This is a genomic window from Paenibacillus sp. PCH8, from assembly GCF_002968835.1.
Lineage (GTDB): Bacteria > Bacillota > Bacilli > Paenibacillales > Paenibacillaceae > Paenibacillus.
This window is the reverse complement of sequence record NZ_PKQK01000008.1, coordinates 89296-115478: the sequence shown is the minus strand read 5'-3', so window position 1 is coordinate 115478 and position 26183 is coordinate 89296. Positions and strand designations below refer to the sequence as shown.

Here is a 26183-nt window from a genome sequence, read left to right as displayed (position 1 = left end):
CTGCAATGGAGGAGTGCGATATGCAAAAATTGAAAATTGGTGGTTCGTTAGGTGAATGGTCAGATAAAGTAGTAGATGCCGTCCAACAGGCTGGTGATGCGGTACAGGGGATGTATGATAATACAATCAACGATATTCAGGCTACTTTAGGAAACGTGGGAGAATGTTTAGCTGCCATGGACGACATCCGACTCAGGGTTGCTCATCGCACTATTGAATACCAAACCATGGTAACAAGAGCACTATTGAATGCACATTTTTTATCCCGTGAAGTTATTGAAGAAGTATGGAGATTTGTAAAAAAAGACATCCGTCGAGATCCTCGACCAGCCATCTACTATGTACCGAGACCATTTAGTTCCGATACGGCTGTCCAAATTGATCCGGAAACCTATGAATTTCCTCCGGGAAGGAAACCAAGTTTATTTGTACACGGAAAAGGGTATTCATCCTCGAAAAATTCTGCCTACTCATTTTTCTCGGATATAGAAGAGCATGTGCAAATCTTCAGCAACGGACATAACGAATTGAATGACGTGTACTTGGTTAGTTATGATACCGAGTTAACTGATGAGGACGAGATAATTATACGAGCAGCATTCCAATTATTGCTTGGTATTGGAACCGCAGGAGAAGCAGATCCTTTAATTTTGGCGGTTTTCTGGAGAGAACTAGAACGTCGTGCAGCCATTACTGGCGATTATATTCTGCCCTTCCTTAGACGAATAGCAGAAGCTCAAACTCCTGATTTAAGCCTTGCTGGGTTTGCCATCACACACTCTTTAGGATGTTTTACATTTGCATCAGCTGCTCAAAAGCTAATAAGAGAAAACGAAAATAATCGTTGTTTCTTAAACTGGCTTTGCATGGCAGCAGCTATCCCCTCCAATGGATTTACCTCCACAGGGGGCTTTACTTTTGCTCCTCTTATCGCAGGTGGAGGTGATGGGCCTCGATATGGTACGAGCGTTTGGTACTCGCGGTTAGACTTAGTGTTGAACCTAGCATATACTCTGGCCACTGGTCATTTAGCGTTAGGGGCGACAGGTTCTCTCGACTCAGTCCCTAGAGTTTATATCTCCGATATGGATGTAACCCAAATAACAAAAGAAGACCACTATATCGCATATTTTAAAAAGTTAGGCAATATGCTCCGAGATGAGGTGTTTAACAGATGAAATAATTTACATTATAAGAAATAACATCTGATTACTGTCTATATAGATCAGAACCTCAATCGGTGAAGCTCTTATTGCTGAGTTGCTGTTAATTAGTTGAGCTTTAATTAAAAAACATCCAGTTAATTTACTGGATGTTTTCTTATTTTGAAAGAGTGTTGGTTCAGCAACCAACTGGAATATAAAATTTACCTCTTGCATAAAGAACGTGTGTTCGGTTTATAATATATACAAACATACGTTCTTTAAATGTACGGGAGTGATACCAATGGCAACTAAACAACGAACAATCATGCTTATTGACATGCAATCATTTTATGCTTCAGTTGAAAAAGCAAAGATGCCCCAATATAAAAACAAACCCCTAGCCGTAGCGGGAGACCCCGCAAGACGTTCTGGTATTATACTTGCTGCATGTCCACTGGCTAAAGCAAAAGGGGTATCTACAGCTGAACCACTGTGGCAGGCACTTCAAAAGTGCCCGGAATTGATTGTCGTGAAACCCCATATGCAGGAGTATATCGAGGTTTCAACTCAAATTATGTCCATTATTGAGGAGTTTACTGACCTGGTGGAACCCTACAGCATAGACGAGCTATTTACGGACGTGACTGGATCACTGCATCTGTTTGGTAACGACCCCATAGACCTGGCCCAACAAATTCAAGCCAAAATACTTAATGAGACCGGCGTATATGCCAGAGCAGGTATTTCGACCAACAAAGTGATGAGTAAGCTTTGCTGTGATATGATCGCTAAAAAAATTGATGGTGGAGTATTCTTTTTAAAGAAGGAAGAACTGCATAAACATATCGGGCATAAACCTATACGTGAAATGTGGGGAATTGGATCGAGGATGGAAAAACATCTTTGGAAGATGGGGATCCGGACAATAGAAGATCTTGCCACTACACCATTATCCAAGCTAAGAAGCAAATGGGGGGTTAATGGAGAGGTCATATGGCGGGTTGCCAATGGTTTAGACGAAAGTCCGGTATCGATCTCAACACATAGCGTTCAAAAGGATATCGGAAACGGAATGACTCTTCCCAGAGACTATGCAGAGGCCTGGGAGATTGACGTGGTCATTCAAGATATCTGTACAGAAGTTTGCAGAAGAGCCCGCAAAAAGGGGCTGATGGGCAGCGTCGTTTCCGTCAGCTCCACTGGTGCAGATTTCGACCGGCCAACGGGGTTTCATAGACAGATTAAGTTACCCGACCCCACAAACATAACCGTGGATGTGTGTAAGGTTGCTAAGAAGCTCTTTCATCATCACTGGGACGGACAGCCCGTTCGTCGTGTCAGCGTATCACTCTCTGATTTATCTAATGCGGACACGTACCAATTATCTTTATTCGACGATCAAGAGCAGAAACGGGCGATTGATCGAGTCATGGATGACATCAAAGATCGATTTGGCGACATTGCCATACTACGAGCGAGCTCGATTACGGCTGCGGGTCAAGCGATAGATAGAGCATCTAAAATTGGAGGACACTATAAATGAGCAAAAAACTGGTAGCTAACGGATTATGGGAATCCAATCGGATGATGTTGCCGCAGCATAAAGAACGAATCAATGAACACCATGCAGAAAAAGACTATAGAGATAAACCGCTCTTACACGAAGATGAACGAGAGATCATTGGACAGAACATACGGATGTCTCTTAATTATACGTTGGAAGCTACCCTCGAAGTGTTTAACAAAACCGGGAGTACATTTATACAAGGGATCGTTACGTCTGTAAGTAACACTGGAAAACGAATTAAGATCGAATTAGAACAGGGTTATGATTGGATAGATTTTGATAAGCTACTCTCCGTTCGACTTAATGATGGAGGACCTGACTTTGAAACAGACATCTGAAGAATTAGCTTTAGTAAAGAGACACGTAGAAATCCCCTTCTTAATGGATACGATCGAGGAGGATAAAAAAAGAATATCCGCTTCAACGTTAAAAATGAAGGCTGCTTATGCGGATCATCTGGACACGATTCAGAGAAGGATCACTATCGAAATGGTTGAACTGAAGAAAACGCTCAAGCAAAAAGATATTAAAATAATCAAGCAGTACAGATCTACGGAAAGTTTAACTGTAGACTATTCCACTCGCGGATATGAACATAAAATGACACTATTATGGAGCAAAGTGAAGGTGGATATCACATTGATTCTTACAGAGTACATGCATGTAGACATCACAGCTTCACGTTAGAGGGGAGGGGAGAGTCAAATCCACACCTTAGACTTAGCTCTCAACAACGTTCAACTATTGGAGACCCTAGGACTGCTTCCCTCCGAGAAATGCTCCAGCCTTCCTATTGTCCATCTTCCCTAATTAGGTTATAATCACGATATTACGAATAACTATTAATTTTCTCGGCTGATATAATTCAGCTGTAGATGGAGCAGTTGTCAATCAGACAACGTATAAGATTGCCTTGAGGTAAATTAGTGTATGGCCTATTTGGTCATGCCTATTTTAACTTTCAGGGCTTTTTTTGTGTCTAAAAACAAATGACATTAAAGGGGGCTATAGAGATGGACCACATGCAAAATTATTGGTTAGATGAAATGGAACGCATATTAAAAGGTGTTAATAAACAGGATGGGTACATCACTACAATTTCCCGCCACTATATCAATGATCGTCTGCACAATGAGAATTATCCTGATCGTGTATTCGATGAACTTGATATCGTCTGGGCTATCGCTCATGGACAAATTGTCGAAGGGTTTGATAGTGGAGATAAGGGACGTAATCCTGAGCCTGAACGCACCATTGTTGGGCCAGCTATGTCTGGTGACTGGATTGTAGCAATCGTTCTCCTGAAGACAGATAAGCGATTTATCGTAAAGACTGTTTTTCCGGTGAATGACAATCCCAGATACACGAAGTACATACCTAATAATGATTAACGGGATGTGAGGATATGCCTACAAAAGATCGCCAGCAAGCACTCATGCTGCTAGCTTATATCATCGGGATCATCCTGGTGATCGATCATTTGGTTTTTGGCTAAAACGGACGGAAATCTTTTGGTGATTTTCTAAACTCATGATAAAATAAGGTCATAGGAGGGATGCTGAATGAGCTCTCAATGTGACCGGTGTAAAAAGGAGATTATAGAAATGACGACTTCAAATCAACGGCGTTTTGACGGGGGTACTTTGATTGTTACGGATATCCCCGTACAGAAATGTGGATGCGAGGAAGAGATTCACCTCGCGGATGGCGCGTTAATGGCAGGCTATGCACGATTGCTGGCTTCACACAAGATTGTTGGCAACGTCACCGTCTCATTAATGGATTTGGAAAAGAACTTCTCTATGCAGGATTTCTTTCCAAAAAGCGCCACTTTGTAATTAGTCAATTTTTATAGGATGAAATAGGGATGCTGCTATATGCAGCATCCCTTTTTTTGTTCCTAAAAACAGGGAGGAAATAGATATGATCAAAAAAGTTTCGATTCGCCTTTGCCAAAGCTTTATTTTTGGCGGGTTAGCCATTGTTGAAGTTGCTGGCGAAGAGATCTGTATTGACTTTGATGTAGCCACAAGTGGTCCTAAATTGATTGTGGTTGTGGGTGGACGTGGAAAAGCAAATAAAGTTGAAGAGTCTGTTGCGGCTCATTTTGAAAAAGAGCTACTAGAGCTCATTTCCAAACATAACGTGCTGCAACAAATCGGCGACTATCTCATTTCCGCATAAAAAGTCAAACAGGGGAGGTTCTATAGATATGGATTCCAAGAAAAAGAAAGTATGTCTTCTCGTGAATCTGGGTGGGTTTGAAAGACGAATGAGCGAAAACCTGCAGATGGCAAAAGCACTTGGTTATACCGTTTATGCCTTAACTGGAGATGGACTTGTTGATGTTGATGTTGTTCCGCTTGTACCAGTCAACGTGATGGAGTTATCAACCGCGGAATTGTTCATTTGGTCTTCATTGATCAACGAACAGTTACAGGACAGTGGCTTTCATCGTGAAGATATGGTTTTATTCGCTGCCGGCCGAAGCTATCGCGGAATACTCCCCGTTGGCACTACCATCGGTCAAGGCTTTCGGATTGGAGCGTGAGCCACATGAATATTCGTTACATCGCCTTCAAATGGCACGTGGATGCCAGGATTGATGCAGTTAAACCTGTAATTGAGCAGCTCACCTTCCGCCCAAAAGGACAGAATAACTGGGTTAGGAAGATTAACGAACATACGTTGGAAATTGAACATCGTGTTCGTATGAGCGATCAGGAACGGTCCTATTTTTGGATACGGTTTTCCCATCCTTCTGGCAATACAGATAAGACGGCACTAACCCGCGCGTTGTCAGAATGTTTTTTCGCAATGAATGGTCATTTCAAAACATATGTAAATTGGCTGCAAGTAGCCTTTGATAGGGATAAGATACGCTCCGTTTTAGGTTATACAGAAAAAACATCGAACATATGGACCAAAACTGTTGATAAGCAACTCGGTTTTACCGTGTATCCCATTCAGGATTACTATCTTTTTGAAGTCAAAAACCTGGATATACGGAAAACGATTAAACATCAGCAATACGCCGTATGGATCGATGAAATTACATATAACTTAACGGGGAAAGAGCAGCCAGACGATCAAATAGGATTCGAACTGGTTGGATAGTTATTTAAACAAAAGTTTCGAGGAGGATTCTGTAATGACAACCGAACTATCTGATGCACAACATGGCAACATCCTAACTTATGTAGCGGCATTGCCTGGAGATATTGGCCAAAATATCTTGTTGTGCGTTGAAAAATGGGTGAACGGAGAGCAGGCTTACGGGTACCCCCACCCGGTGCAGGTATGTAGTAATGTTCAAGCCATGCACAGCCGCCAGCCGATTCTAACAGATCAGCAGTGTCTAGATTTACAGATCTTAAAAATGCATTTAGGGCAAGCAGTCTAAACGCTCAATCTGGTGAACATATAAAAATCATTATTGGAGGGTTACAGATGAAAAATGTAGCTGAATATAAAGGGAAATTGATCGTGGCCACTTTTAATTTAACTGGTGATGTTCTTGCAAAAGGTAGGGTCATTGATACGGCTGGTTGCAACATGATTTTTGTTCTACAGGAATCCGGACATGAAGTATCTGTGACCGTTCATGAGAACACTACGATTAAAGTTATCGCTTAAATTCACAATAGACATTGAAGCAACACATGCAAGAAGCTGGAGGCAATAGATAATAACATATGTTGAGGAGGGAGTCCCTCTGCCGCAGTTTGGGGCAGTGCCCCTTCTCGGTATGGGCGCATAACGATGAACATGAATAACATTCAGATGATGAAATTACAGTATCAGGCTGCACGCCGTAAAAAGTTGTTGACCTACACTGTGATCGGGAAGATTCTTTCTCGTAGTTAAGTTCTGAGTTCCTGCAAGAAGCTGGAGGCAATAGATAACATTATACATTGAGGAGGGAGTCCCTCTGCCGCATTTGGGGCAGTGCCCCTTCTCCGGTATGGGCGCATAACGATGAACATGAATAACATTCAGATGATGAAATTACAGTACCAGGCTGCACGCCGTAAGAAGCTGTTAACCTACACTGTCATTGGGAAGATTCTATCCAGGAGTTAGAGGACTGGATTGATTATAGATAACTGAGACTTTTAAGAGTGAACCCCTGAATTAATAAGGGGTTCTTTCTATTTTTCTGACAATGAGGAGGTAATACGTTGAAACTGAAAGCGATAGAAATGACTGGCTTTAAAAATTATGCAGAGTACGCTTCTATATCTTTTGGCAGGATTAACCGCATTGTCGGTGATCGGGATAGAGGAAAAACCGCGCTCTGTGAAGGTATCGTATGGTCAGTCTTAGGTTGTGATCTTCAAGGCCACACCAAAGGGATTAAAAAATATGTGCAAAGCTGGAACACCAAGCATACCCGAGTTCTTACCGTATGGGAGTTTGAAGGGTATGACCAGCCAGTATCCATTTGTAGAGAGATAAAGGGGAAAACCGTTCATCTCTTCTTAGATGGAGTTGAAACCACTCAGAAGGACATAGACGCTATTGTGGGCCAAACCGATACATTCCTTTGCATTTTTGTTCCTGGCTATTTTGATTCTCTTACACCGGTGCGTAAACGGAATGTACTCCTGTCCCTCATGCCGAAGATTGAGTATTCAGCAGCAATGGCATGTCTCTCTATCGAGGATCAAGAGCGCCTAAAAACGATGACGGATCCTGTGGACCTTCTCAATGAACTTAATGACGAGATGATCGAATGGAACGAATACATCGGAGATATCGAAACCAGAATCCAGAAAATACGTATTGCCAGTAATTTCAATGGTGGTGCAGATACAAATTCTGAGATTACTCGAGAACTAGAAGAAAAAACGGCAGAACTGAATGAACTTTCAGCGGTCCAAGGTCCATCTATCCCTGATTATGTTACTGAATGGGAATCCGATCTTATTCTTCTCGGAAAGCGATATAGAGAAACGCACGATGAATGGCATGCCATTTATTACGATTGGAAGCCGGAGGATGCAGAGGGAAAGAAGGAACGTGCCCTTCTGATACAAGTAAAGAAAACGGAGTGCCAAGCCCTGCTAGATGAGGGTGTGCAAATAAAAGAGAACATTTCTCGTATGTATACACAGCACGAGGAAGAGACAGAGGACTTTAAACAGCGGAAGGAGCAGGAAATGCAGTTTTTGCAATCGGATATTCAGCGTCTGCAGGTCAAACAAACAATGTTGGCCAAAACCAGTGTAGATTCCGAGAAACTGCCACATCTGCAACAGAAGTTGTTGGAAGGACAGAAAGAGCAAAGAGAGATTTCTCTTCATATTCAGGCTGTTCAGCACTTTCTACTGCAATATGCGGAGCTGCAGGTAAGTAAAGCCAACCTGCAGATGACCTCATCTGAAATTGTGCTGGAACGGCGATCTGTGAAGGGTGTAATCCGCCTGCATCACAAATTGCTCTATCAAGGAAAAGAGTTTGGTTTAACCAGCTCAGAGCAAGCGCGGGTTTCTCTTGATCTGTCTCGTTTGGAGGAAGAAGTAAACGGCCGTTCAGTTCCCGTTTTCATTGAACACGGTGAACCTGTACAGAATTTTGGAGAAGAACAAGGACAAATCTTTGTGACGTCCATGATCCCACAGGCCGAGCTTTCTTATGAAATCATTGTGGCGTGAATAGGATAGGAGACAGTGCTGATCCAGCAACTGTCCCTATTTATTTTGAAGGAGGTAATATAAATGCATATGTTCATTGTAGGTGTACTGAGTACTTTGTATTTTGTAGTTCTGTTTATTGTAGCGATCATCCTGGGTTCCCTCTTGGTGACAGCTAAAAATAAACTGACGGGGAGATATTTAAACCGGTATTATATTGTCAGTTATAAGGGGAACGGCGTATACGAGCTGCATTTCAATCCACTTTTTGGTTTCTACTATGCCAAACCAAGCAAGTACTTTGAATTGAGACGTGCCGCGGTTAGCATTTTTGAATCCAAGTATCCGGATACCAGCCTTTTTGCGATTACGTCTACTATACAAGGTAAATACGCTAAAGATGGTATAGAGGGTATTACAATAGAGGAAAATGCATGGAAACGTTTCGTTGGGAGACAGATCAATTATTTTGTGATTCTGAGAAATCTGGCAAACTATCAGAAACGCACGGGTACCTTTGAGTGGCAATGGATGCATTTGATTCGGCGGGTCCGAGAGACACCCCCACGCAAATACTGGATAACAAAGAATCCGGAAGGAACCATCCACCATGAATCCATTTAAATCGTTGGTTAAAAGAGTAACCCGCTCGTTTGAAACTCTTTTTGGATTGGTCCCCTGGGTTAACGTCTACACGGTGAGCCGTGCTTATGGTGGAGCAGAAGCTGGCGGATGGTATTACCGGAAATATAAATGTGAGCAGAGTAAACAAACTTGGCGATGGGCTGCTGATGCACTTCAGTGTCAGTTACAACGGAAATTCGAAGGGTTAGCCTGGGGAATTCTCTCATCTGAAACGGATGGACAAGAGATCGTCGTTCTTATTGAACAACGTAAGGCCGGCAAAGAGTATGTATCTCGTCCGCCTTATGAGCCCCAGTATATCGTAGAGCAACCTGATCGAGCGAAGTTGGAAGCGCTGGAGCAACAGAAAGCAGCACAGGAGATGAAGCCTGCACCCAAGGCTTATAGAAAAAAGAGACCTTCTTTCTGGTCCAACTCTTCTTCTCATAAAACCAAGCCTTTAAAACAAACCTCATCCAAACAAATGAAGCGTTGTCTCCGATGCAATGGTACCGGAAAAACTCGCTATAAGCATATACAGAATGGTGTTTGTTTTATGTGCAAAGGCAGCGGGAAAGTAAGAACATACCGAAGTAAGGCTTCATAGAAATGGAGGAGCTCTATTATGCTTATAGAAAATCACTTTCAGAAGGATTGTTACGAGATTATGCGAGCTGAATACCTTCAAACCCTTACGAAAGATGAGATCCGGCGATCGCGCATTCACTGTGAAAAGCAACTTCAACAGTTCGATAGCATGGATATGGAGAAACGAAATGAATATATCGCTCTGGAAGTAATGAATTGGTCCCGTCATACGGTAGAACCACCATTTTACATTACTCAGAAAGATTATCTTAAAGTAGATTCCTTTCAACCTGCTCAGGAAATAGGGTCAGCGTTCCTTGTCTTTAATTATGTACTGGTTGAAGATAAAACATCGCTGGTAGCATGCGGGTCCGGTAAGGGCCGATTCTGGGCTGTCTACTATGAAGATACGTTCATTGGTGTTGGAGAAACAGCAGAAATGGCTATTTGTAAGGCATCCATCGTAATTAATGATGCTGTAGTCATGAAGCTGAATACGGTTTGATGTAATATGCCTCTTTCTGCTGCAGGTACTCCATATGGAGTCTGCAACTAAAGAGGTTTTTTCATCTTGTCCGGAAGAAATACTATAAAAGGGGGGAAAGCTCCAATCGTTAAATGTCGGCTTTATTGCCGTAATTATCACTGGAGCACATGTATGAATCCGAAAGATACATTCTATAACCGGAAAGCCAGAGAAAAGGAACGTTCATTTTTCTCTAACAGAGGGAGAGCCGGTTCTGTTGTCTACACTATCAAGACAGGACGGATCAATACGATTCAAAAAGTGACTGAGAGATATGTCTATATCCGATCAGAGAATGGACGCGCCGACAATCGTATCCCTCGGGATAGCATCCGTCGAGCACTGGCTCTATTATTTTATAGACGTGTGACTACTCTCAAGGCTCTTATTAAGATTAACGCCTATTCAAGTGCGATGGCAGCCATCATCAAAGCTATAATGGTGGACATATGCAAAGTGGTGAAGACGAAGTCCGGTGCCGTTCGATTAACACTCCGAGGGTTGCGGTATATTTTTAGTGGATTAAGTAAATCGAAAAGGGATATGGAAATTGTGAAAGAGTATGGGGGGCGCTTTATTCTGCTCAATTATTTCACGATCCGGAATGACCATACAAACCAGTGGAAGCAGACCATCATAGAGTTAGGGTTTGACTATAAATGCGTCATTATAGACCCTGGGGAGAAGACATTACATGATGCTGCCAAAAAAGGGCTGCCTGTTAAGCCTATCAACATTGATGATTATGCTACATTTATCAAGCAGCATAATGATATCATATACCAGTACCTTACACTGGATATTATCGGTGATTCAGCCGCCACCCAACGTAATACGAATTATTTGGCTCTGAAGGTTGGCCGTAAGCCGGTACCGGTATATCATATCCAAAGCGATATGGCTGCTCTGCAAGAGTTAGTTGATGAAGAACATGAACTAATTGCAATTGGTGGCAGTGCACTGAGATCCGTGAGTACACAGCGGAGAGAAAGAGCGTTTGACGAGATATTTAGAAAGTATGGAGACTCTGTTAATTTCCATGCTTTAGGGCTTGGATCATTTAACTTGCTGCTCAAGTATAGTTGGTTCTCTGCTGATGCCAGCTCCTGGCTTAATGCTCGTATATTCGGGAAGTTACAGACGTTGACTGGACAATCTATCGTGCCCCCTTACATGTCAAGCGAGGCAGCACTCGGGTTTAATGTAAACCTGCTCGTCTCTCTGGAGGAGAGGTACTATGATCTTCAGACAACGATAGACATGTTTGTATAAAACGAAGAACCTCCTTGCGGGGGTTTTTCGTTTTATTACAGCCGTGGGTTATAATTAGATAGAGGTGATTAGATGACAAATGATGAAGCCGCGTTCTATTCCAAGCACTACCGTACAGAATATTTTTTACTTGATCGCGAGATGATTCTAGGGGATGGAGATAATCAAGTCTGTCGGTTTTGTGGATTGAACCCTACACGAGTACAATTTGAAAAAAAGGCTCATGCCATCCCTGAATCAATAGGCAACAAGCATGTGCTGACCTATTACGAGTGTGATATGTGTAATGATTTCTTTGGTAAAACTTTAGAGAACGATCTCGGACGCTACAGTGCACCATTAAGAACACTCTCACTGATAAGAGGGAAAAAAGGAATTCCTGCACATAACAAAAAAGGCATCAATGTAAGAGCAAAAGATCATATGGTTCACATTAAAGTTGATCCAGATTCCTCACTTGTTGAATACGATAAGGAGGCGGGAGAGATCACACTTACCTTAACAAGGTTGTCTTACATACCCATGGCTGTCTATAAGGCATATGTAAAAATGGCCCTTACAATGATGGATGAATCTGACTTCAAAGATTTCCCCATGACGTTAGATTGGATTAAAGAGACTGACCATCTGTTGAAACGGCCCCAAGTAAAGTTATATGCCTATACTAAATTCGTCGAAGGGTTACATGTATTTCCCGTACCTGAGGTTCATCTACTGTATAGACAATCGGATGCCCCAACTTATTTGCCATATGCCTGGTTGGTTCTTTGTACAGGAAACCAAGTGATTCAAATCATGATTCCCTACAGTGATAAAGATGAGGGTTTCAAAAACCATTTGGAACAAGGAAATACCTGGAGGTTTATTCCTCATCCAGAACTACTCAGAGAAGGTGCTTCAGACAGATTAGACTGGTCTGGAACGGAGAAGATTTATAACGAGCCTTTGCAGCTTACCCTTGTTTCAGGGCCAGGTCAGATAACAGAAGAAGAGGGGTATGATTTTAGTGAGTTGCTGCTAGAACTAGGACTTGAAGAAGACTTTAAGAAGTTCATGGCCAGTAGGGAATCTTAAACTCTAGAATCCTTATATTTTATTTATTTGGAGGAACCTCATGTTTTATTTCGGATGGATGGCCATTGGCTTTATGGCCATAGCGGGACTCGCAACGGCAACACACTGGTACAATCGTGGTTGGTATGAAAGCAATTTGTTGAACATCCGTAAAACGTCCTATGCCATTATGGCACTTATTTATTTTGGAATGATTTTAGCAGGTCACATTCTATTAAATGATTGGGTACAAGCCGTACAATTCGCCAGTATAGCTATCTTCATTGACCTGGCTATTTTAGAAACGCCAAGTATTCAAAAGATCGGAAATACAGAATTCAAAAAAAATGATCAAATTATCGAAAACACAATACGTGATAATGAACGGATCATTCTCTCTAGTTTTCAGAAAACAGCTCAATTTACTGCAGTTGTTCAATACTCACAACATCATCTAACCGAGCTCACAGATGAGCAGAAGGATCAGTTGCCAGAGTGGGATTTGTACTCGTCTATGTTAAAAGAGTATCTTCGATATTATACGGATACTTTCGGCTTACGGATCTCAACTACATCGATTCAATTCGATAGCGACCCAGAAATACGCATGACTAACATAAGGAATTCTCTCCCTCAGATTGAAAGAAGCAACAGTATTCTGATCCCTGAAGAGAACAAAGAGGAAATGAGTAACGAATTAGCAGAAGCAGCAGTTTACGTGGTTGAGGAAGGAAATACGATTTGTGTACCTTTCTTCGGATCTACCAATAGTTTCATTATCACTATCCAAGCAGCGGAATCTGGAGCCATATTGAATGGGATTGATGCTAATAATATTGTTAATCTAGTCCAGATATTTGATTGGTTCATAGATGGGTAGTGTGGTATATTAAGTATACGAGGTGATATTTATGACACTTTTTAAACAGTCTAAAAAAATTGATGCAACCCCGGATAAGGTTGTTGTTCGTCGGCCTAAGACCACAATTGAGAAGAATATGGGCCTAGAGAAGATTTTGAAAGCAAACGATAACGTACTGAATATCCTTAAAAATAGATAATGGCTGTTTGTATGATCCGAGGTGCTCTATGAAATTTCATAGAGCACCTTTTTGCGTTACCTTATTCACCGCACAGACCTTCTCTAATAGGTTAATAGGTTTAAATGTCTCTCATTATGCCAATCCTTGTTAAAAACGAAGAAGGGGCGTATAGACATGGAAAAGAAACCTCTTAAACCTACAGCTAATACTAAACCTAAAACAACCGTGCCGGACTGGGGGATTAAGAAAGTATTGGAACAGAATAAAAAAGTATTGGATTTCTTGAACAAACGAAAATGAGCAAGTGCCCCCGAGGGCACACCTTGTTTACATTCCCTTTTAAAATGGTTTGGGTAAAGGCGGTATTCTGATCCCCGTAAAACCACCCCCGGGGAAACCAATACGTTTGAAAAACCGTCCGACTTCATTTACTGTATCCGCAGGAAGACGTGCAAGTTTTACTAAGTCGTCCATAAATGCCGCATCTAATCGTTTATCATCAATTGGCCATTTTACAAATACCTCTTGGAATAGGGAGCTACCGGGTATTTGGGAAAATCCCTTGGCAATACCACTTGCCTCAAGATACTCTTGATCGAGCCCTGGTACACCGAGTTTGTTCAGTAAATCATTTGTGAAAAAGTTGCAGTTATGACCTGCAACATCATATCGGGTTCCGTTCCAATCATTACTCACCATATTGAGTACCGACTTTATGCTATCCAAGTTTCCTGGTACGTGCCGTACTATTTCCCGATGGAATATAAAACGAGAATCCATCATCCTCGGATAACAACTCTCTACGCGGTTACTCATCTGGAAATAATATTCCCGATCCCCAATAACCGTCCCTGTATGCCAGATAGGAGCAGTATAAATTTTATATACGTTGACTACGATCTGCGTCAGTTCATTAATATTCGCATTATCCGGAGATACAATACGAAAGCCCTCCCACGATTTAGGCACATCACGATTGGCCGTAAGTATTCCGTCAGATTCTGCACTTAAATATTTACCGTTATATGCAGATATAGCAACGAGCCCACTTTGATCGATGTACATTTTGAAAGTCTCTTTTTCTTTTTCCTCAGGGCTGATTGCTACTACAAGCGATCTACCTTCTTGTTCAGCGCTTAGGAATTGGCCGTTATGAGCCTTCAAAGTAATGTGAACCTCATCCAAGCGATGGAGTTCAAATGTTTCCCAAGCCCTAGCTCCTGGTCGATTTACAACACAAAGATTACCGCCCCCATTCTCTGCACAAACATAAGTGCCCATCCAGGTTTGCAAGCATACACGTGATGTCTCTCCAATATTCGGTATCAATGATGTGCTCTTATTAGGAGTGCAGAATACCTCTTCATAAAAAGGCATGTTAAGAGCTGAAAGAGGTACCTCACTTAAACCACCAGCCTCACCTTTTATAAGATTCGTACCAAATACCACACCCTCACCGTAATCAGCCTGATGAAAATTAGGGAACCCCCATTGTACGGAAGAGAAATACTGTAGTCATTGACTGCTCTAAAGCGTTCAGCGATATCCGTTGGATTACCAAGATCAGTTGCTTTGACATCTTTCCAATCAACATATCCTGGTTTGAAAAAGTAAAACCCATACAAATTATTTGTTCTATCGTGATGGAGAGAGGGGATTGCTGCAGGATATCCATCCTCTGAAGCAAGATTGGCTGCAATTCTGAACATCTCCATCATATTTGTACGATCAGGATTACCTATACGGTCTCCAGAAATGCTTTTAAAATCTACTGCGGTCTCTTTAATACAGAAAATCGCGATAACTGTTCCATTTCCATGGTCAGCTTGATGGAAATTAGGGAACCCTGCAATGTACCCTTCGCTTTTAAGTTCTCTCAATACATAATCCATGGAAGCATTGACCCGTGCTGCCTCAATACACATGTTTCTTTACCTCCTCAGGTGTGAAATAACTGAAACGTACGAGGATTATTATTGTACAATATAGAATTATTATCCCGCATATGATCATGACTTTGGATTCCCTCATCTCGACGTCAACCATATATCGTTGTACAATGCAGAGATTATCATTGAGAGGAAGCCAGCATATGAGACTAAAAAGAGATTCATTAACTCCAGCTGAGACTCTTTCCGCAGGAGTATCTACATTAGATTTGATCTTGGATAAGACCTGTTTTGATTACAAGGTGGGGGACCGATTCTTTTTCAAAAATTCTCCAGATACCGTATTCACTGTGTTGGCTGAGTATGCAGATGATTTCGTGTACGAGGGGGACAGACAGCCAAGTACGAAGAAATCTTCCCAATATTTTCAGTGGGTATGCTCCTGGAATTCCTAACCGAATTACACCCGTTCATACTGAATTCATTTGGTGCTGGGTGGATTCTTTTGTGGAATAGCGAGATAGTGATTGAAAGTAAAGAGGATGAATTGAGCGTCCTTTTCTTATGGAGGGCTCTTACTGAGATTGTACTATCAGGGAAGTATGTGTGGTAAGGCGAAATACCATTGAAGAATTTTTTATAAAGAGAGCTTCTGATAACTTTCTTAATTACTTCCTGAAGGAGGAAATGTGATGAGTACATTCGCAAAAAAAATTGAACTTATTGAGTTAAGTGATATTGAAGCTCTAATTACTAATAAGGTGAAAGAAGGGGGGACCATCGAATATAAATCCCAGATGGTTCGATCTGAGCAATTTTGTGCAGCAATTTCTTCTTTTGCAAATGCGTTCGGAGGAGATTTTTACTTAGGGATCGAAGAGGCGGAAGGAGATCCTACTTCTACTCCAGGTATCAAGGCGGACGATATTGATGCATATATGTTAAACCTTAATCAAATTCTACACAATGGTCTCGAGCCTAGACTTGCACGATATGATATCAAACCTTTTGAAGTATCCCCCAAACATTACGTCATTTTAATCAGGGCTTATCGTAGTTGGTCCCGCCCTCACAGAGTAAAACAAAATAATCAATTTTATTCTAGAAAGTCGAATGGGAAGTTCCCTTTAGATGTACACGAACTACGTGAAATGTTCTTAGGAACAACGGAATTTTCCAAGAAGTACGAGCTCTTCAAAGAGGAAAGAGTTTTAACCACATTTAATTCATACAGAGATGTTCCATTCTTCCTTGCTCACTTACTTCCCTTATCTTGCTTCGAAAATCAGTATACTCTGGACGTAAATCTAATTAGCAAAGTAAATCTGACCCCTATTGCTTCAGCGGGTGGCGACCCTCGAATCAATATACATGGCTTATATTCCGAATCAAATAAGGGCGAAGCACGAATGCAAATCTTCAGAAATGGAGTTATTGAATTGTCGACTGTACGCATGACAGACAATTTAACGATTGCTGCGTATGCTTTTGAAAGACAGCTCATTCAAGCTCTACATCGACAGCTTTCCAACTATGACATCATGGAGATCAGCGAACCATTTTACCTTATTTGCTCATTCTATGGTGTACAAAATCTTATTTTTATTTCTAGTCCAGATTCCTTTATGGATACATGGCCTTTGAGTGAAGATAAGATTACTCTACCGGAAGTTCTAATTGATCCAAAAAACTTCTCAACTAGAAGTCCCGAGGAAATCGGGCTTGCCCTCAAGCCTGTATTTGATGGACTATGGAATGCATTTGGGATGGCCGAGGCCCAGTTAAGATTTAAAGGCTAATTGTATCATAGATAACTTTTCATGTAATCTTGATCTGATCATTCGAAAAACTTTTCAAATTGCTTTCTGTTTGCTAAAATAAAAATATTACGATTATTTTATTAGTTTTCCTTGCTGCCCCAAAACTGAGCATGCAATGATTGAGTCGCTTAACAGCTAAAAGATACTGATTCAAAAAAATGGAGACAGATAGGTATACGGGACCCGTATGCCTTTTTTTGTGTCCATTTTTTTGTGTCCAAAAAAGGAGACGATGTAGATATGAGAAGGATTGCTTTGATTACTGAATCCTCCGCTCGCCCGGATACGGCTATGCCTGCCCACCTTTTCTACCAAGGGAAGATGAGTCGGTGGATCAATACGGTGATTCAGTACATGGAGACAAGAAGCTTTCCAACAGAAGATATATTCTTCTTAAGCTTCTATAAAAATCGAATCATCCCTTACCAAGAGGTGATCGAACCCTATCCTAAGCAAAAAAATCACCCCAGAGCTAGTGATGCCAATGTGTTCGCAAAGGAAATCTTAGCTCACGTCCATTCCATGGGAGAAGCTGTGTTCGTAGAGATTCACGCAGGTAGAACGTTGGCAGATCCTCTGAGACAGTTGTTAGATGAGAATAATATTTCTTATCGACTGTATGCAGATGGCGTTCCTTTAGGAACAAAGCCTACTTACTATGAAATGCTAATAAGTGATGAGCTGGAGCAAAGGCGATTTAAAGAAGTTCAACGAGAAAAGTGGAATATCTCTTCTTTAATTAGTGAATTGTCCCCTTCGGAAGCCAGCAAAATTATCAACACATACGGCAGTTCAGCTCAGTTGTATGGTGTTGAGCCCAATGTGGAGGAATTGAAGAAGCTTCTCGGAGGACTCCGGCAAAAAAAGAAAGATGAAGATAAAGCTTATCGAGATTTTGAGTATGCAATGAAAGAGGAAGATCCCAAAGGGGAACTTCAGCATTTTCTTCAGTATCAAGAGACGCTATCTGATCTTCATAAAAACAAACAGTTCGAATTATATAAAAATAAGTATGGAAAGAGCATTGCTAAGTTCACATGTTACTTGATCAAGAAGGGCTATGTCCGATTAATTGAGAACAGAATTAGCGAAGCCTTGTTTCGTACCCAAATCGCACTCATAAAATAAAGGTGGACTATATGAATAATAGGATTATGAAAATACCCCATCCTCTCTACTAACAGGTGTGATGAAGGAATGGACGATGTAGTTCATTTAGAGGTTCATTGTAGCCCCTTCAGGCGAGCTCCCCATAGAGGGATAAGTAGCACTTACGCGGCCTTCGAGAAAGCGTAAGAGGACAAAGAGAGTCCTGCCTATTTCCGGATCGATAACACATGATACGGAAACGGGAGAGATGGAAATGACAAAATCTTATGTAGATGTAAATAGAATTGATAGTGTAATTCGATGGTTTGGAGGTAAACACTTTTTATCGCGTGATTTGATTCCATTAATTCCGGAACATCATTGCTGGGCTGATGTATTTGGTGGGGGTGCCCATATGACTGTTGGGAAAAAAAGAAGCACGGTCGAAGTCTTTAACGATACGGATGAAGAATTGATTAATTTCCTTATGGTACTCCGTACCCATAAAGCAGAACTAATTGAAAACCTTAGCTCACTCCCAACAAGCCGCAGCTTATTTGAACGATGGCAGTATGAGCAGCTACCTACAGACCCATTCGAGCGAGCAGTCCGGTGGTTTTACTTACTCCGGCAATGCATCATTCCCGCTAATGGTATTAAGAGCGGCTGGCGATCTGGAAAGATCAAAAACACAGCAAATGATTATCAAAACGCGGTAAGTAAGTTGCATGAGTTTGAGAAAAGATTCAGCAGAGTAATGATCGAGTGCCTGGACTATAAGGAAATCATCAAACGGTATGACTCTGAAAGAACTTTTTTCTTCATCGATCCGCCGTACAAAAACCGGGAGCACTATTATAAGGGAGCATTTAATGAGCATATTCAGCTTGCAGATATGTTAAACAACATTAAGGGAAAGGCCATGGTGACTTATTATGGTGATCCGCTAATATTGGACCTGTATAAGGACTGGCATTGTCTAACCTTTAATTCAAAAGTGGGGACGGTAGCAAAAGCTGAGTTAGGACAAACACGACGGAATGAAACCGAGTATGTCTTCATGAACTATTTACCGGAGCAGAATACTCAAATCCCACTTTTTTAAAATAGAAATAGAAGTCACAACAGGAGGAACACTATGCCAAGATGTATTTACTGTAGAGAAGAGATGGAAACAATGGAGTATTTAGAAACGGAAAGTGGATTTACTTCTGCAGAGGTGTGTATAAACGAGAACTGTGTCATACACAACATCGTGAATCTTTATTTTAAAGAGTGGAAGTTAACTAAAGAAGAAATTGAAGCTAGATTAAATAAAATGGATGTTTCCTGGAACTGGATGGGCAAATTCTTTGTTCTTGTCGATCCAATAAATCACTACAAAGTACGAGCTAAACTCGTTACATTAAACCTGGAAAACGGGGCCATGTTGCTTGATTCCACAATCGATTACGTTAATATCCCTGTGTTATAGCAGCTTATGATTCATGAGTCACTGGAGTTAATAAAATGAGTTTAGGGAGAGACTTTGATGGAAAATATCCTTGAAGTACAAGAATTAGAAAAGGCGATCTCATTAGCATTTGGTGGAAAAACCAGTTTTGATGTTGAAGACTGTCATGCTAGATATTTCAATAATATCGATGTAGATGGCGTCGAGTATGAATATAAGAGCATACATGATGGTTCTATAGAGACAGGGATACAAGGAGAAATTTGGTATCGTCCAGCTGAGTCTGAAGACTGGTACGACACTGGCTGCGATGAGAAGTATTTGGGGGAAAACTTAGAAAACACATGAGACAGGTTAGTTAAGGTGTAAGCCTGTCAGCCAAAAGCATATAAGAGCTTTATCTTACTAGCGCGTGCCGGTATTCAATCGGTACGTGCTTTTTTCATGAGAATACTCTTATGGCACATACAATGGACAAAAAAATAAAGAGCCGTCCCAATAAAGGACAGCTCTAACAACTGCTGATCCTATCAGTTAGGATCGATGCTGAAGCAGTTCCGTTTCATCACTTATAAAGACAGCATCATCGACTTGAAGTATTTCTCTCGCTCCTTTTAAAAGCATACGTCTGTAAAAGGAAGGGACCATACATGTCTACAAGTTACTCAGTAGGCTTCTCGTGTTCAAAAGATGATAAATCTGATAAACTAATGCTATTACGAATTCATGAATAATTTTCATTGAAGCACAGTCGTTGCAGTCAATGAGGGAGACGCTTATTAAGCAATACATATAGAGTCAAACACAATGGAGACAAATAGGTATACGGGACCCGTATGCCTTTTTTTGTGTCCATTTTTTTTGTCTCGAAACGGAGGATGGTTTAATGGGTCTAGCTTTACAGCCGGTTAAAAGAAAGAAACGCGTATTCATTCGACACATGGAGGTTGTAGACCGGTCACTTGAGATTTTTGTTGATAATTTTGCCGGTGGCGGCGGAGCGAGTACCGGAATAGAAGAGGGAATCGGACGTAGTGTAGATATTGCCATCAATCATGATTTAGCAGCAATCGCGATGCATAAAGCTAATCACCCCGAAACAGAACATTATTGTGAATCTGTGTGGGAGGTTGACCCTCGTAAGGCTGTTAGAGGGCGTCCAGTTGCACTGGCATGGTTTTCTCCAGATTGCAAACATTTCAGTAAAGCGAAGGGTGGGAAGCCGGTAGACAAAGACATCCGCGGGCTCGCATGGGTATCCGTAAGATGGGCTGCTACCGTAAGACCACGTGTGATCATGTTAGAGAATGTGGAAGAGTTCACTACTTGGGGACCAGTTATTCCAGAGCGTGATAAAGAAACAGGGCGAATATTGAAAAAAGTATACCGAGAAGAAGAGGATGGCTTCGATCTCGTAGTTTCCGCGCCGGGAGAAGTGGTTCCTCCTGAACTACGGAGCATGATTCCGGATCCGAAACGGAAAGGTCAAACATTCAACTCTTTTGTAAATGCACTGCGCTACCTTGGTTACGAGGTAGAATGGCGGGAGCTGCGGGCATGCGATTATGGTGCACCGACAATTCGCAAACGCTTATTCATGGTTGCACGTTGCGATGGTGAAGCCATCGTATGGCCAGAGCCAACACACGGAGCACCAGATAGTTTGGAAGTGCAATCAGGTAAACGACAGCCATGGCGGACGGCCGAGGAAATTATTGACTGGTCCATACCTTGTCCATCCATTTTTGAAAGAAAAAAAGAGTTGGCTGAAAATACTCAGCGCCGGATCGCACGTGGTATTCAGCGATTCGTTATAGACAATCCAGATCCCTTCATCATTCCAGATCCATTTATAATGCGGGTAAACTTTGCCGGGTCGAATCATCATTATTGTGACTCTATTAAAGAACCTCTGAAAACCATAACTGCAAAAAATGGATGGAGTGTGGTTACCCCGTATATTGCTCGGATCGGTCAGACTGGATTTGGTGGAGATCGGCTGCAGTATAGAATTACAGATCCGCTTACGACTGTCACTACCAAGACAGAGCACTTACTGGTGACTCCAACTCTTCGTGAGATGGGAACCGGAGAGAATTCGGATTACTGTTCTGATCATACTGAAGTCCACGGAGAACATAAACAAGAATTGGTAGCCTCTTTTCTTGCTAAACATTACGGAGGAAACTACACCGGTCCTGGTGCAAATTTAAGGGATCCACTACCAACGGTCACTACAGTAGACCATAACGCCTTAGTAACGAGTCATCTTGTAAAGCTTCGGGGAACATGTAAGGATGGTCAGCCTGTTAATCAGCCGATGCCTACCATTACAGCAGGCGGTCTGCATGTGGGAGAAGTTCGAGCCTTCCTGGTGAAATACTATGGTTCTGCGGAAAATGGACAATCGTTAAATGAGCCACTCCATACAATTACAACGAAAGACCGGTTTGGATTACTTACGATTCATGGCGTGAATTATCAGATCGTGGATATAGGCATGAGGATGTTAGAGCCGCATGAACTTTTTGCTGCCAACGGTTTCCCGAAAAATTACATCATCAACAAGGATGCTAACGGAATTAAATACTCCAAGAAAGATCAAGTCGCACGTTGTGGAAATGCTGTACCACCTCCGTTTGCTAAAGCATTGGTCCGTGCAAATCTTCCAGAGCATTGTGTTGGCTCAGGTACCCACTTAGCGCTGGAGAGATATGTAGAACATGAACCTGGACAGTTAGCATTTAGTATGTAATGAGGGGGAGTCATCATGACTACAGAAAAACAACTTGACCTATTCCAAACCGATTATACGGACCACAGGAAGTACCTAGATGGATTATTTAAATCCAAAGAGGAGCTAATTAAACAATTCCAGGAAGAGGGAAGAGATAAGATATTTCATGTTTTATCTTTTGGAGCCGGTACTCAGTCAACACATTTACTTGAACAGCACTTTAGAGGTTTGATTCATTACGACTTTATCATATTCGCTGATACAGGGGCTGAGCCGGAATTTATTCATCAGCAAGTAACCTGGTGGCGTCAAAGGCAACAGGAAGTTGGCAACACCACCCCCTTCATTACAACGCAACATAATACGATGGAGCGTGGGTTGGAGGAAATGTTGATGCGTTACATTTATACAGACTATCAACGTTTTCAGCTTCCTGTATACTGCAACCGGTTAGATCCGGAGACAGGAGAGATGATTCGGGGTGGTTTGATGCCGAGACAGTGTACAGTCGATTTTAAGATTGTACCTGTTAAACAAAGAGCCAGGCAGCTTGTATTACAGTTGTACGGTCTAGGACCAAGGCAGCAAATGCCAGACCACGTGGGATTTATCATCGACATTGGATTTAGTGTTGAGGAAAACGTAACGACAGATGATAGCATAAGGTTCCTGATTGATAATGACTTCCCTACACGGAGATCTCGCTGCTATCTATGCCCATTCAATTGCTCAGCAGACAGAGCAATCGGTATGGATTGGGACGAGATCATTCGAGAAGAGCCATTATCCTTTCTAAAGGCCTGTTGGTTTGATGAGCAGCTGCGCGAAGTTCAGGCGAGTGGATCAAAAATTATGAGGAGTATTCCCTTCCTTCATTATAGCCGCCGGCCTTTACGAGACGTGTTCCCTGTGTACGAGCTGCTACGGAGTACCTATAAAAAAGATTTTGCCATGTGGCTTGATGAGTGGAAATGCTATATTAGCGAGAAATGGGGTAGAACTAGTCCCGCCTATAAGAAAAGTGCTGGTTGAAGTCAGGAACTAACCAATAGAGATTCTGGCTCACAGTTTGGTTGTTAACATAATTAACGAATAGGAAGGAGGGAATCCCCATAAGGTTGAGGGGATTCCTCCTCACCTATGGGGAAACTCAAATATGAATAATCGCAAATTGACTTTAAAAAAAGTCTACACGGTAAGTAAAAAGAATAATGCTCCACGCTTGTGGCTTCAACACATGGTATGTGAGGCTGCAGGTCTGATACCTGGATCAGAACTATTCGTTCAAGTCGATGAAATGAATAAGCAAATTACGATCCGGAATAGTCCATTCGATGAAACACAAGATGTGTATGAGGTCAGCGTTTCGTCTAGAATGAACCGTACTAGCGGCAAACCACGTCCACTTGTGGACACATCCGGATCGAAATTTTCGTCTATCCTTTGCATTCAGGATAAGATTGAAATAAGTGTATATCGCAATGGCCAGCATGCAGAGATTGTTGTGAGACCACTCCGATTCCGCTTATTCGATACTGAAACATTTGAGTCATCAGACGAACGCATTCGCCTTCTAACGGTTTGTTCAGGATCTGGGATAGGAGCTTCCATGTTTGTAGATAGCCAATACTACACGGCCGTACAGGAAGTTGAAATCGAAGAAGATTGCGCGGAGGTTATCAAAGAGAACTTTCCTTATTCCTACCTATTCAATGGTGATCTAAGAGATTGCAACACGGTGGCTAAGGCTGATGTAGCTTTCATCTCCTTGGATTGTTCCGAACACAGTAGTATAGGAGACGGCGGACAAGGTTATTTCGATAACATTGTCCTAGGAACATATAAAATATTGAAAGCCGCGGATCCCCGTGTTATTTTTTCTGAGAACGTCCCGGCTTTCTACCAATCTACTGTGTTTCATAATCTTCAGGAACTTTTGACTCCTGATTATCCATATATGATTGGGCCTATCACGATTGATAGTTATAACTTTGGTTCTATAGCGCATCGGAAGCGTTCCTATACACTCTTTGTTAAGGATAAAGAGGACTTCGATCTATTCCGTGAACCAAAAGCTCCAGTATTCCGAAGACACAAATTAAAAGAGTACCTGGACACTGCAACAGATCATGAATGGAAATCGGTCAAAACTTGGTGGGATAGTTTTCTAGGAAAGAAAGCGAAGAATAACTCGTGGGCAGATCGCAATACGGATAAAACCTTTGTCAAACCAGAAGAGTGTACTGAACTACAATGCATACCCGCAAGATATCGAAGTCATAGTGCCAGTAACTCCTATGTTCTAAACGAACAGGGCGACCAATGGCGTTTCTTGACTATCAATGAATTACGGCGTATTTTCCAGATTCCAGCATGGTTTAAATTCCCTGAGCACACTCCAATGTCTCGTATATACGAGATGATTGGACAAAGTGTATGTGGCCGTGTAATCCGTGCCTTTGCCAACGAAATTAGTTCGTTGTTCTTCCGCAGATTTGCGGGGGTGAAGCATAAGAACAATGACAATATAGGCGTGATAAGGGACCAACACGGCCAGATAGGATTTGCGTTTTAACCGTAAGTGACGAGGTGAAATTTTGAGCAAAATGGAGTTTGATGTGTCATTATTTTTGAGTTTCTTTATTCCAGGCATACTTGTGACTGCAATTATGATTTCAATTTACTATCTGATCGGAAGAAGGAATCCTAATACCGACCGGTTATGGACCTATCCTATGATCACATTTGGAATTGTAGCCATTGTTTATGCCCCCATTGCAGCAGTAACCCGCTTTTAAAAAATCTAAAAAAAACAACCATCTTGATTATGATGGTTGTTTTTTTAGGTGACGTTTATCGCAAATTCATGAAAGACGACTAAAAATCAACGTGATTACCTCAAGAATTCATGGCAAGAGAAAACCCACCTCATAAGGTCGGACGCCTGACGGTGGGTTTCGCTTGAATAGCATTATTTAGTTCATGTGCGCTTTGGCAATCCACAGCCTTTTGGGTCCTCAGAGCCTTCACCGCTCCAACAGTAAAGACTCTTTTACGTACATGGTCGAACCCGATCTCCATATACACAGGTTGGTAGCCTGACGGTAGGTTTCGCTTGAATAGCATTATTTAGTTCATACGCGCTTTGGCAATCCACAGCCTTTTGGGTTCTCAGAGTCTTGACTGTTGGCAGCAATGAAGACTCTTTCTCGTATATGGTCGAACCCGATCTCCATATACATAGGTCGGAAGCCTGACGGTGGGTTTCGCTTGAATAGCATTATTCAGTTCATGCAAGCCGTGGCCATCCACAGCCTTTCAGCTTCTAAGAGTCATAACCGTTGACGCGGTAAATGCTCTTCTTAACGCAAACAGCATAATCATAGGTTGGCGCCTGATGGTGAGTTATTTATAACTAAATGATAACAAATTTCAAGGGTATTTTCAACTATCAGAGTGCATGGATTAAAGAATTAGTCTTTATTTTTCTGAACTCCTTAAATCTAAAGTATCTGCGGGTAACTCTTCACTTTTCAATGTCTTCGCAACCATGACAATGGACTTGTTTAACTGAATTAATCGTTTATCTAACGTATCTAAACGCTTGTTGAAATTCACCAATACAGTCCTTAACAGAATAATTGCAACCAGACACGGAAAACCCACTGTGCCTATTAAAGCTCCAATACTCTCCATTGATAAGTTCTCCATAATGTACTCCTCTCAAAAAGGATTTGAAGC

Annotated in this window: 32 protein-coding genes; 29 read left to right on the top strand and 3 right to left on the bottom strand. The window is 41.7% G+C overall.

Features of this window, described 5'->3' with window-relative positions:
* Window positions 1–20: 20 nt before the first annotated feature.
* The 19 genes from C0Q44_RS28470 (at window position 21) to C0Q44_RS31345 (ending at window position 13754) form a co-directional block, all read left to right on the top strand.
* Window positions 21–1178: a hypothetical protein gene (locus C0Q44_RS28470; protein ID WP_105410514.1), complete on the top strand. Its 1158-nt coding sequence runs from the start codon at window positions 21–23 to the stop codon at window positions 1176–1178.
* Window positions 1179–1446: 268 nt separating this feature from the next.
* Window positions 1447–2688 carry a DNA polymerase IV gene (locus C0Q44_RS28465; RefSeq protein WP_105410513.1) on the top strand — a complete coding sequence of 414 codons (1242 nt, stop codon included), beginning with the start codon at window positions 1447–1449 and terminating at the stop codon, window positions 2686–2688.
* Window positions 2685–3050 (top strand): YolD-like family protein, encoded by a 366-nt coding sequence (locus C0Q44_RS28460; RefSeq protein WP_105410512.1) that lies wholly within the window; start codon window positions 2685–2687, stop codon window positions 3048–3050. The genes C0Q44_RS28465 and C0Q44_RS28460 overlap by 4 nt, the downstream gene beginning before the upstream one ends.
* A gap of 43 nt (window positions 3051–3093) precedes the next feature.
* Entirely contained in the window at window positions 3094–3399 is a 306-nt protein-coding gene (locus tag C0Q44_RS28455) for a YhjD family protein (RefSeq protein WP_181151211.1), read from the top strand.
* Between the two features lie 326 nt (window positions 3400–3725).
* Window positions 3726–4103, top strand: a complete 378-nt coding sequence (locus C0Q44_RS28450; protein ID WP_105410510.1) for a DUF4258 domain-containing protein — start codon at window positions 3726–3728, stop codon at window positions 4101–4103.
* Between the two features lie 213 nt (window positions 4104–4316).
* Window positions 4317–4550 (top strand): hypothetical protein, encoded by a 234-nt coding sequence (locus tag C0Q44_RS28445; protein ID WP_258166600.1) that lies wholly within the window; start codon window positions 4317–4319, stop codon window positions 4548–4550.
* Between the two features lie 85 nt (window positions 4551–4635).
* Complete coding sequence (locus tag C0Q44_RS28440; protein ID WP_258166599.1) at window positions 4636–4896, top strand: hypothetical protein; 261 nt, start codon at window positions 4636–4638, stop codon at window positions 4894–4896.
* Between the two features lie 28 nt (window positions 4897–4924).
* Window positions 4925–5263 (top strand): hypothetical protein, encoded by a 339-nt coding sequence (locus C0Q44_RS28435; RefSeq protein WP_024633918.1) that lies wholly within the window; start codon window positions 4925–4927, stop codon window positions 5261–5263.
* A 5-nt stretch (window positions 5264–5268) separates the two neighbouring features.
* A complete protein-coding gene (locus C0Q44_RS28430; protein ID WP_105410507.1) occupies window positions 5269–5829 on the top strand; it encodes a hypothetical protein in 561 nt (186 codons plus the stop codon).
* A 34-nt stretch (window positions 5830–5863) separates the two neighbouring features.
* Window positions 5864–6115: a hypothetical protein gene (locus C0Q44_RS28425; protein WP_024633920.1), complete on the top strand. Its 252-nt coding sequence runs from the start codon at window positions 5864–5866 to the stop codon at window positions 6113–6115.
* A gap of 47 nt (window positions 6116–6162) precedes the next feature.
* Window positions 6163–6348, top strand: a complete 186-nt coding sequence (locus C0Q44_RS28420; protein ID WP_105410506.1) for a hypothetical protein — start codon at window positions 6163–6165, stop codon at window positions 6346–6348.
* A gap of 545 nt (window positions 6349–6893) precedes the next feature.
* Window positions 6894–8369, top strand: a complete 1476-nt coding sequence (locus C0Q44_RS28415) for a hypothetical protein (protein ID WP_105410505.1) — start codon at window positions 6894–6896, stop codon at window positions 8367–8369.
* A gap of 63 nt (window positions 8370–8432) precedes the next feature.
* Window positions 8433–8972, top strand: a complete 540-nt coding sequence (locus tag C0Q44_RS28410) for a hypothetical protein (RefSeq protein ID WP_105410504.1) — start codon at window positions 8433–8435, stop codon at window positions 8970–8972.
* Complete coding sequence (locus C0Q44_RS28405) at window positions 8959–9579, top strand: hypothetical protein (protein WP_105410503.1); 621 nt, start codon at window positions 8959–8961, stop codon at window positions 9577–9579. Before C0Q44_RS28410 ends, C0Q44_RS28405 begins: the two co-directional genes overlap by 14 nt.
* A gap of 18 nt (window positions 9580–9597) precedes the next feature.
* Window positions 9598–10065 carry a BC1872 family protein gene (locus C0Q44_RS28400; protein WP_105410502.1) on the top strand — a complete coding sequence of 156 codons (468 nt, stop codon included), beginning with the start codon at window positions 9598–9600 and terminating at the stop codon, window positions 10063–10065.
* A 153-nt stretch (window positions 10066–10218) separates the two neighbouring features.
* Entirely contained in the window at window positions 10219–11358 is a 1140-nt protein-coding gene (locus tag C0Q44_RS28395) for a hypothetical protein (RefSeq protein ID WP_105410501.1), read from the top strand.
* Between the two features lie 72 nt (window positions 11359–11430).
* The gene (locus tag C0Q44_RS28390) at window positions 11431–12432 is read left to right on the top strand and encodes an HNH endonuclease (RefSeq protein WP_105410500.1); all 1002 of its coding nucleotides are present in this window, start codon (window positions 11431–11433) and stop codon (window positions 12430–12432) included.
* Between the two features lie 40 nt (window positions 12433–12472).
* Window positions 12473–13291: a type II toxin-antitoxin system SpoIISA family toxin gene (locus tag C0Q44_RS28385; RefSeq protein WP_105410499.1), complete on the top strand. Its 819-nt coding sequence runs from the start codon at window positions 12473–12475 to the stop codon at window positions 13289–13291.
* 337 nt (window positions 13292–13628) lie between these two features.
* Window positions 13629–13754, top strand: coding sequence for a hypothetical protein (locus C0Q44_RS31345; protein WP_258166598.1), 126 nt, complete (start codon window positions 13629–13631; stop codon window positions 13752–13754).
* A 39-nt stretch (window positions 13755–13793) separates the two neighbouring features.
* On the opposite strand, the gene C0Q44_RS28380 is transcribed toward C0Q44_RS31345, so the two are convergent.
* Both C0Q44_RS28380 and C0Q44_RS28375 read right to left on the bottom strand, forming a co-directional pair.
* Window positions 13794–14903 carry a DUF7910 domain-containing protein gene (locus C0Q44_RS28380; RefSeq protein ID WP_105410498.1) on the bottom strand — a complete coding sequence of 370 codons (1110 nt, stop codon included), beginning with the start codon at window positions 14901–14903 and terminating at the stop codon, window positions 13794–13796.
* On the bottom strand, window positions 14879–15379 hold the full coding sequence (locus tag C0Q44_RS28375; RefSeq protein ID WP_105410497.1) for a hypothetical protein: 501 nt from the start codon (window positions 15377–15379) through the stop codon (window positions 14879–14881). Before C0Q44_RS28375 ends, C0Q44_RS28380 begins: the two co-directional genes overlap by 25 nt.
* A gap of 167 nt (window positions 15380–15546) precedes the next feature.
* On the opposite strand from C0Q44_RS28375, the gene C0Q44_RS28370 reads away from it, so the two are divergent.
* The 10 genes from C0Q44_RS28370 (at window position 15547) to C0Q44_RS28325 (ending at window position 25240) form a co-directional block, all read left to right on the top strand.
* Complete coding sequence (locus C0Q44_RS28370; protein WP_105410496.1) at window positions 15547–15798, top strand: hypothetical protein; 252 nt, start codon at window positions 15547–15549, stop codon at window positions 15796–15798.
* Between the two features lie 237 nt (window positions 15799–16035).
* Entirely contained in the window at window positions 16036–17142 is a 1107-nt protein-coding gene (locus tag C0Q44_RS28365; RefSeq protein ID WP_105410495.1) for an AlbA family DNA-binding domain-containing protein, read from the top strand.
* 261 nt (window positions 17143–17403) lie between these two features.
* Window positions 17404–18291 (top strand): DUF6884 domain-containing protein, encoded by an 888-nt coding sequence (locus tag C0Q44_RS28360; RefSeq protein WP_105410494.1) that lies wholly within the window; start codon window positions 17404–17406, stop codon window positions 18289–18291.
* A gap of 235 nt (window positions 18292–18526) precedes the next feature.
* Window positions 18527–19357 (top strand): DNA adenine methylase, encoded by an 831-nt coding sequence (locus C0Q44_RS28355; RefSeq protein WP_105410493.1) that lies wholly within the window; start codon window positions 18527–18529, stop codon window positions 19355–19357.
* A gap of 33 nt (window positions 19358–19390) precedes the next feature.
* Entirely contained in the window at window positions 19391–19726 is a 336-nt protein-coding gene (locus C0Q44_RS28350) for a hypothetical protein (protein WP_105410492.1), read from the top strand.
* Between the two features lie 57 nt (window positions 19727–19783).
* Window positions 19784–20053: a hypothetical protein gene (locus C0Q44_RS28345; RefSeq protein ID WP_105410491.1), complete on the top strand. Its 270-nt coding sequence runs from the start codon at window positions 19784–19786 to the stop codon at window positions 20051–20053.
* A 592-nt stretch (window positions 20054–20645) separates the two neighbouring features.
* Entirely contained in the window at window positions 20646–22460 is a 1815-nt protein-coding gene (locus C0Q44_RS28340) for a DNA cytosine methyltransferase (protein WP_105410548.1), read from the top strand.
* A 15-nt stretch (window positions 22461–22475) separates the two neighbouring features.
* Window positions 22476–23474, top strand: a complete 999-nt coding sequence (locus C0Q44_RS28335) for a hypothetical protein (protein WP_105410490.1) — start codon at window positions 22476–22478, stop codon at window positions 23472–23474.
* Window positions 23475–23598: 124 nt separating this feature from the next.
* Complete coding sequence (locus tag C0Q44_RS28330; protein ID WP_105410489.1) at window positions 23599–25017, top strand: DNA cytosine methyltransferase; 1419 nt, start codon at window positions 23599–23601, stop codon at window positions 25015–25017.
* Window positions 25018–25039: 22 nt separating this feature from the next.
* Entirely contained in the window at window positions 25040–25240 is a 201-nt protein-coding gene (locus C0Q44_RS28325; RefSeq protein WP_146113529.1) for a hypothetical protein, read from the top strand.
* Window positions 25241–25922: 682 nt separating this feature from the next.
* Here C0Q44_RS28325 and C0Q44_RS28320 read toward each other — a convergent pair.
* Entirely contained in the window at window positions 25923–26153 is a 231-nt protein-coding gene (locus C0Q44_RS28320) for a hypothetical protein (protein ID WP_105410487.1), read from the bottom strand.
* Window positions 26154–26183 lie beyond the last annotated feature (30 nt).

Bases quoted from the DNA above. Each gene is read 5' to 3' on its own strand.
- C0Q44_RS28405 (WP_105410503.1), top strand. From the start codon at position 8,959: ATGAATCCATTTAAATCGTTGGTTAAAAGAGTAACCCGCTCGTTTGAA.
- C0Q44_RS28370 (WP_105410496.1), top strand. From the start codon at position 15,547: ATGAGACTAAAAAGAGATTCATTAACTCCAGCTGAGACTCTTTCCGCA.
- C0Q44_RS28455 (WP_181151211.1), top strand. From the start codon at position 3,094: ATGGATACGATCGAGGAGGATAAAAAAAGAATATCCGCTTCAACGTTA.
- C0Q44_RS28375 (WP_105410497.1), bottom strand. From the start codon at position 15,379: ATGTGTATTGAGGCAGCACGGGTCAATGCTTCCATGGATTATGTATTG.
- C0Q44_RS28430 (WP_105410507.1), top strand. From the start codon at position 5,269: ATGAATATTCGTTACATCGCCTTCAAATGGCACGTGGATGCCAGGATT.
- C0Q44_RS28400 (WP_105410502.1), top strand. From the start codon at position 9,598: ATGCTTATAGAAAATCACTTTCAGAAGGATTGTTACGAGATTATGCGA.
- C0Q44_RS28350 (WP_105410492.1), top strand. From the start codon at position 19,391: ATGCCAAGATGTATTTACTGTAGAGAAGAGATGGAAACAATGGAGTAT.
- C0Q44_RS28465 (WP_105410513.1), top strand. From the start codon at position 1,447: ATGGCAACTAAACAACGAACAATCATGCTTATTGACATGCAATCATTT.
- C0Q44_RS28445 (WP_258166600.1), top strand. From the start codon at position 4,317: ATGACGACTTCAAATCAACGGCGTTTTGACGGGGGTACTTTGATTGTT.
- C0Q44_RS28470 (WP_105410514.1), top strand. From the start codon at position 21: ATGCAAAAATTGAAAATTGGTGGTTCGTTAGGTGAATGGTCAGATAAA.
- C0Q44_RS28410 (WP_105410504.1), top strand. From the start codon at position 8,433: ATGCATATGTTCATTGTAGGTGTACTGAGTACTTTGTATTTTGTAGTT.
- C0Q44_RS28385 (WP_105410499.1), top strand. From the start codon at position 12,473: ATGTTTTATTTCGGATGGATGGCCATTGGCTTTATGGCCATAGCGGGA.
- C0Q44_RS28450 (WP_105410510.1), top strand. From the start codon at position 3,726: ATGGACCACATGCAAAATTATTGGTTAGATGAAATGGAACGCATATTA.
- C0Q44_RS28420 (WP_105410506.1), top strand. From the start codon at position 6,163: ATGAAAAATGTAGCTGAATATAAAGGGAAATTGATCGTGGCCACTTTT.
- C0Q44_RS28440 (WP_258166599.1), top strand. From the start codon at position 4,636: ATGATCAAAAAAGTTTCGATTCGCCTTTGCCAAAGCTTTATTTTTGGC.
- C0Q44_RS28345 (WP_105410491.1), top strand. From the start codon at position 19,784: ATGGAAAATATCCTTGAAGTACAAGAATTAGAAAAGGCGATCTCATTA.
- C0Q44_RS31345 (WP_258166598.1), top strand. From the start codon at position 13,629: ATGGAAAAGAAACCTCTTAAACCTACAGCTAATACTAAACCTAAAACA.
- C0Q44_RS28365 (WP_105410495.1), top strand. From the start codon at position 16,036: ATGAGTACATTCGCAAAAAAAATTGAACTTATTGAGTTAAGTGATATT.
- C0Q44_RS28395 (WP_105410501.1), top strand. From the start codon at position 10,219: ATGAATCCGAAAGATACATTCTATAACCGGAAAGCCAGAGAAAAGGAA.
- C0Q44_RS28335 (WP_105410490.1), top strand. From the start codon at position 22,476: ATGACTACAGAAAAACAACTTGACCTATTCCAAACCGATTATACGGAC.
- C0Q44_RS28330 (WP_105410489.1), top strand. From the start codon at position 23,599: ATGAATAATCGCAAATTGACTTTAAAAAAAGTCTACACGGTAAGTAAA.
- C0Q44_RS28460 (WP_105410512.1), top strand. From the start codon at position 2,685: ATGAGCAAAAAACTGGTAGCTAACGGATTATGGGAATCCAATCGGATG.
- C0Q44_RS28320 (WP_105410487.1), bottom strand. From the start codon at position 26,153: ATGGAGAACTTATCAATGGAGAGTATTGGAGCTTTAATAGGCACAGTG.
- C0Q44_RS28425 (WP_024633920.1), top strand. From the start codon at position 5,864: ATGACAACCGAACTATCTGATGCACAACATGGCAACATCCTAACTTAT.
- C0Q44_RS28390 (WP_105410500.1), top strand. From the start codon at position 11,431: ATGACAAATGATGAAGCCGCGTTCTATTCCAAGCACTACCGTACAGAA.
- C0Q44_RS28340 (WP_105410548.1), top strand. From the start codon at position 20,646: ATGGAGGTTGTAGACCGGTCACTTGAGATTTTTGTTGATAATTTTGCC.
- C0Q44_RS28360 (WP_105410494.1), top strand. From the start codon at position 17,404: ATGAGAAGGATTGCTTTGATTACTGAATCCTCCGCTCGCCCGGATACG.
- C0Q44_RS28355 (WP_105410493.1), top strand. From the start codon at position 18,527: ATGACAAAATCTTATGTAGATGTAAATAGAATTGATAGTGTAATTCGA.
- C0Q44_RS28435 (WP_024633918.1), top strand. From the start codon at position 4,925: ATGGATTCCAAGAAAAAGAAAGTATGTCTTCTCGTGAATCTGGGTGGG.